Here is a 5,091-nt window from a genome sequence, read left to right as displayed (position 1 = left end):
AAATGCCAGTATTAGTAAGGCGATGGATTATTGCCTGAAACGTTGGCAGGCGCTGACTCAGTATCTAGATGATGGCAGGCTGCCGATTGATAATAATTGGGCGGAGAATCAGATGCGTCCGTGGGCACTTGGGCGTAAAAACTGGTTGTTTGCCGGTTCGCTGCGAAGTGGGCAGCGTGCTGCGAATATTATGTCAATCATTCAGTCAGCTCGTTTAAATGGCTTGGATGTGTCTGCTTATTTGACAGACGTGCTAAGACGCCTGCCTACTCAAGAGGATCTGGATGAGTTGTTAGCTCATCGCTGGGTGCCACCGCAATAGGGGGTTGGTCGGATGCTTACGATAAGAGACAGGATAACTCGGTAGTATCAAGCTGCGATTTTAGGCTTCAGTTGATAAGTCGGGAGTATGTCCCAGCGGAACCATCTACAAATATCTTATAAGGTATTGATGGACCACCTAAAATAGACTGCTGATAGACTGTTTTTTCATCTCTAATTAATGTTTAAGCTGAACATTTTCTTATACAGACTCATTGTTCGTTGATGTCTCCTAAATATTTTCATTGGCTTGTTCAGTATATTTATTATTTGGTGAGTATTCCGAATACCGGTGACATTTCAGTGGTATCGAGTTTCTTATTTGAATTTTTTGAAGGCTCGTCATCATCAATCTTCTTATAAACTGTAGTTCTTAACACTTCCCATTATTTGCTGCTTCTAATACTGATATATTGATGTTCTGTCCAGCTGTCCAGGTGTATTTTGTGAATATGTACAGTACATTATAGTAAACCACTATTAATATCCCACCTACTATGGTGATAAGTGACTAATAAACACATAAATTGAGTACATTTTATGCAAAACCGTACTAAGAAAAATATTTATGAAGAAATTTGGGAAGAGAATGAAAAAGGTTTATTGCTACCAAAAAATCTTATTTTAGAGAGAGGAGATAATAAGAAAGAAAAGAGAAGCTTAGTGGATTATATAAAGTGGGGTATTAATCATATTAGTGTTCTTGTTCTTTTTCCATCTATTGTAGGTGCGATATGGCAAATTATTGAGTTGGCTAAGATTAATATCGCTTATATTAGGTTTTTCTCTCTAAGTCAGATACCAGTAGATGGTGCACTAATAATAGCTCTAAGCGGAATTTTGATTTTAGGGAGTAAACTTACGATAGAGTTTGTAAATTTTAGCTTTAAAGAGAGAGCTAAGATCCTAAAAAACAAAGAGTTTATTAATACGATTAAACCTAAGATAAATCGACTAATACTTAAACATACTTTACTTAGTCTCTTACTACTATGTGGTTTTGTTTATATGCTAGTAGTGCTGTATGCAGATATGTTTTTGAAAGGGCCTATTTTTACTATACTTCTAGTATATGTATCTTTTGCAGGTATCATGATATATACCTCCGACATTGTGATACTTGTTAGTGTAAAAAAAACAATGCCTCCTGACTGGTTAAATCGATGTTCAAATAATTTACTAAAAAAGTGTAGAAAAATATTCACTTGGTCAGTGTTTCCTATCGTTGGTCTGATTATATATATGATATTTTCATTATTGAACTTTTTTAGTAAAAGCTTTGTTCTTCCAGGCGATTTATACAATACTAAAAATTTAGACTCAGTAGTGTACAGTGATTTTCATACCGATGAGTACAACATAGAGTACTTTAATGATAAATATATTTTCTTGAAACTGTGTACTGTCGATAATTGCGACCATCACCTAGATGAAAAAATTGTGATTTATCCTATGGAAAAGGTATTGTTCGATAAACATTATAATAATTTATTATCTCCATCTAATAACTAATACGAAAATATGTTTTGCTAGCAGTGTAATAAAGGATACACCATGTACCAGACGTTACATTAAAGGATTTTTGTTCATAATTTTTTAAGGCTTGCTAGTAGCAAAAACCTATAATAGGGGCTTCTGGTTTAGGAATTAATCTTTTGCCGTTAACTGTATTAGATAAAGTACTAATACAGTGGATGTCAGCATAAATAAAAGATGAATTGATATTTGCATCAAAGATAGGCTGACGAACTTTTTTTGTAAGTATAAAGTAAGAAAGCTCATGCCTATTATTGTTATTGCGTACTTTACCCAAACTTTTTTTACATAATTACTCGAAGCTAAAAACAGGGTACCTAGGAAGATAACAATAAAGTTAATAATCATTTGTTCGCCACTCAGTTTCTGTCAGAAAAATTATAATTCATGGTGTGTCTTAATTTAAGATCCATTCTTGAACGTAAATAAAAATATAATAAGACCAATTCATAATTTTAAGTAAAGCTTTTAGCATCCAATTCAGCAGTCTTATTAATCAAAAACTGTATTCGACTTGCCATCTTATTATCCTTGAGACGATAGCCATAGGCACTACACTACAACTAAGTTGTTTAAAACTTAAAGTTAAAACATAAAAGACCGATTCATACTTGAGCTTATCAACGGTTACCAAACTCCTTAATAAAACCACAGTGGTTACTATCTTGTCATATACAGCAGGTATATTGTAGATAGTGGTAAGCCAATAAAGTTGTTTAAACTGATGCAAAACGCAAGGAAGGTAGATCATGAGTATGATGAAATCATTAATATTTGTTGGACCAGGCAAAATTGAGCTGACTGAAAAGAAAATACCAGACGTCGGTCCCAATGATGCACTGATTAAAATCACCACCACCACAATTTGCGGCACGGATATCCATATTTTCAAAGGAGAATATCCCGTCGAGCAAGGGTTGACGATAGGTCATGAACCAGTGGGGATTATTGAAAAGTTAGGCAGTGCTGTCATGGGTTATGAAGAAGGGCAAAGGGTCATCGCTGGTGCCATTTGTCCTAGTTTTAGTTCCTATGCCTGTCAAGATGGATTCCCTTCTCAAGATGGCGGCTATATCCAACCCGATGGAACCTGTGCTTGTCATGGCTACAAAGCCACAGGCGGTTGGCGCTTTGGTAATATTATTGACGGCACTCAAGCTGAGTATGTGTTGGTGCCAGATGCGCAGGCCAATTTAGCCCCAGTCCCTGATGGCCTAACTGATGAACAGGTATTAATGTGCCCCGATATTATGTCAACAGGCTTTAAAGGGGCAGAAAACGCCAATATCCAAATCGGTGATGTGGTGGCTGTTTTTGCACAGGGTCCTATTGGCTTGTGCGCCACAGCAGGCGCTAAGCTAAAAGGGGCTTCCACCATTATCGCTATTGATGGTAATAATGAGCGTTTGGCGATGGCGAAAAAGATGGGTGCCGATGTTACGCTTAATTTTAAAGAAGTCGATGTGGTCGATGAAATCATGAAACTTACGGGTGGACGCGGGGTAGACAGCAGTATCGAAGCACTCGGATTACAATCTACTTTTGAGCAAGGTCTAAAAATCCTTAAACCTGGCGGTACTTTTTCAAGTTTAGGCGTTTATTCAGAAGACTTAACCATTCCTATGGCTCATTTTGCGGCCGGTCTGGGCGATCACACTATCCGCACCGCTTTATGCCCAGGCGGTAAAGAGCGTATGCGCCGCTTGTTGAATGTTATTGAATCAGGACGCATTGATCTGTCTGAGATGGTGACGCATACCTATGCTTTGGACGATATCGTCGAGGCTTATGACTTATTTATGCATCAACGCGATGGGGTGTTAAAAGTAGCTATTAAACCTTAGCGGTTCGCTATTGTTACTCTATCTAGCCCATCTAGTAACTCATAACACAAAAAATAGGCCCGTATCACTGGATACGGGCCTATTTTAATAAAACAGTAAAAAATAAATAATAATCAAAGTAAGCAAAAGAGCATTAACGGATAAACCTGTTAGCCATTAAACCTCTAAAAGATGGTTGGTGGTCTCAGGTAAAATAAGCTCTTTTTTTAGCGGTAACTCACGTGCCAGCTCTCGCAGTGCACGGCGATACACGCCTCGCTTAAAATGAACCACTTGACCCAGCGGATACCAGTAGCTGACCCATTCCCAATGGTCAAATTCTGGCTTTGCGGTGTCAAAGCGGATGTGTTCAGTATTCGGCTCATCTAGCTGTAGCAAAAACCACTTTTGTTTTTGCCCAATACACAAAGGATGCTGCCCATGACGTATGTAACGTTTGGGCAAGCGATACCTTAGCCAGTTGTCAGTCGCCGCCAAAAGCTTAACGTGGCGAGGATATAAGCCTACCTCCTCCCACAGCTCTCGGTACATGGCATCTAGAGGTGTTTCTCCCTCATCGATACCGCCTTGCGGAAACTGCCAAGAATCATGACCAACTCGTTTCGCCCATAGTACTTGTCCTTGTGTATTTGCCAAGATGATACCGACATTGGCTCTAAAGCCGTCTGCATCAATCATGACGAAAACCTTAATTTAAAAAATGTTGAAATACCATCAGTTTGTCGCTTCAAAATTAACGTTGGCTATCTGTTATCGTTTTAATTGCCTCGGTGTAACAGAAATCAGACAAACTGAAAATCATTGCCTATATTAAACCAGTATTTGATGTTAAATGGTAACTATATTTTGATATAAAATGTTTCACAGCCTCGCTAGAAGGTTGCAACCTAGCAATTAGCGGTTGTTAACAATGAGGTTGGCGAATAAATTATAAATTCCAGTGAAATCAATATAATATCTATGCGCAGACTAGGCATAGAATTAGAGTGAAATTAAAGAATAGTCGCAGTGTGGCAACTGATATAATATAGGGAAGCACTCCCAACTTATAATACTCCCGGAAAACTAGACCAAAAAATTGTAGCAAATAAGATAGAATAACCTTTAGAAAAAGAGGTCTATCTAATGACGAAAGTACGTAAGCGTCACAATGCTGAATTTAAAAGCAAAGTCGCCGTTGAAGCCATCAAAGAACACAAGACCCTCAACGAGTTAACCGCAGAATATGGGGTTCATGCAACCCAAATCAGCAACTGGAAAAAGCAGGCTTTGGCAGTTATCCCTACGGCATTCAATACCAAACAGCAAGCCAACGAACAAGCCCAGCAAGCTATTATCGATGAACTACATAGGCAGCTAGGGCAAGTTATAAGCGAAAGAGACTGGCTTA

General features: G+C 38.3%; 4 protein-coding genes and 1 pseudogene. 4 read left to right on the top strand and 1 reads right to left on the bottom strand.

Features of this window, described 5'->3' with window-relative positions:
- From G561_RS0113140 to G561_RS0113125, 3 genes are all read left to right on the top strand, one after another.
- On the top strand, positions 1 to 322 hold a 322-nt coding region (locus G561_RS0113140), incomplete at its 5' end, for an IS66 family transposase (protein ID WP_028858109.1).
- Positions 323 to 861: 539 nt separating this feature from the next.
- Positions 862 to 1,833, top strand: coding sequence for a hypothetical protein (locus G561_RS14770; RefSeq protein WP_051584568.1), 972 nt, complete (start codon positions 862 to 864; stop codon positions 1,831 to 1,833).
- 773 nt (positions 1,834 to 2,606) lie between these two features.
- A complete protein-coding gene (locus tag G561_RS0113125; protein ID WP_037032541.1) occupies positions 2,607 to 3,701 on the top strand; it encodes an NAD(P)-dependent alcohol dehydrogenase in 1,095 nt (364 codons plus the stop codon).
- A gap of 156 nt (positions 3,702 to 3,857) precedes the next feature.
- Here the strand turns inward: G561_RS0113125 and G561_RS0113120 are convergent, their stop codons facing one another.
- Complete coding sequence (locus G561_RS0113120; RefSeq protein ID WP_028859945.1) at positions 3,858 to 4,379, bottom strand: RNA pyrophosphohydrolase; 522 nt, start codon at positions 4,377 to 4,379, stop codon at positions 3,858 to 3,860.
- A gap of 447 nt (positions 4,380 to 4,826) precedes the next feature.
- Between G561_RS0113120 and G561_RS0113115 the strand changes: the two are divergent.
- Positions 4,827 to 5,091, top strand: a pseudogene (locus G561_RS0113115) (IS3 family transposase); the annotation flags it as partial.

It is taken from the genome of Psychrobacter phenylpyruvicus DSM 7000 = NBRC 102152, from assembly GCF_000685805.1.
Lineage (GTDB): Bacteria > Pseudomonadota > Gammaproteobacteria > Pseudomonadales > Moraxellaceae > Psychrobacter > Psychrobacter phenylpyruvicus.
This window is presented reverse-complemented; position numbering and strand designations above follow the sequence as displayed.

Coding starts and splice junctions, on each gene's coding strand:
- G561_RS14770 (WP_051584568.1), top strand. CDS start 862: ATGCAAAACCGTACTAAGAAAAATATTTATGAAGAAATTTGGGAAGAG.
- G561_RS0113125 (WP_037032541.1), top strand. CDS start 2,607: ATGAGTATGATGAAATCATTAATATTTGTTGGACCAGGCAAAATTGAG.
- G561_RS0113120 (WP_028859945.1), bottom strand. CDS start 4,379: ATGATTGATGCAGACGGCTTTAGAGCCAATGTCGGTATCATCTTGGCA.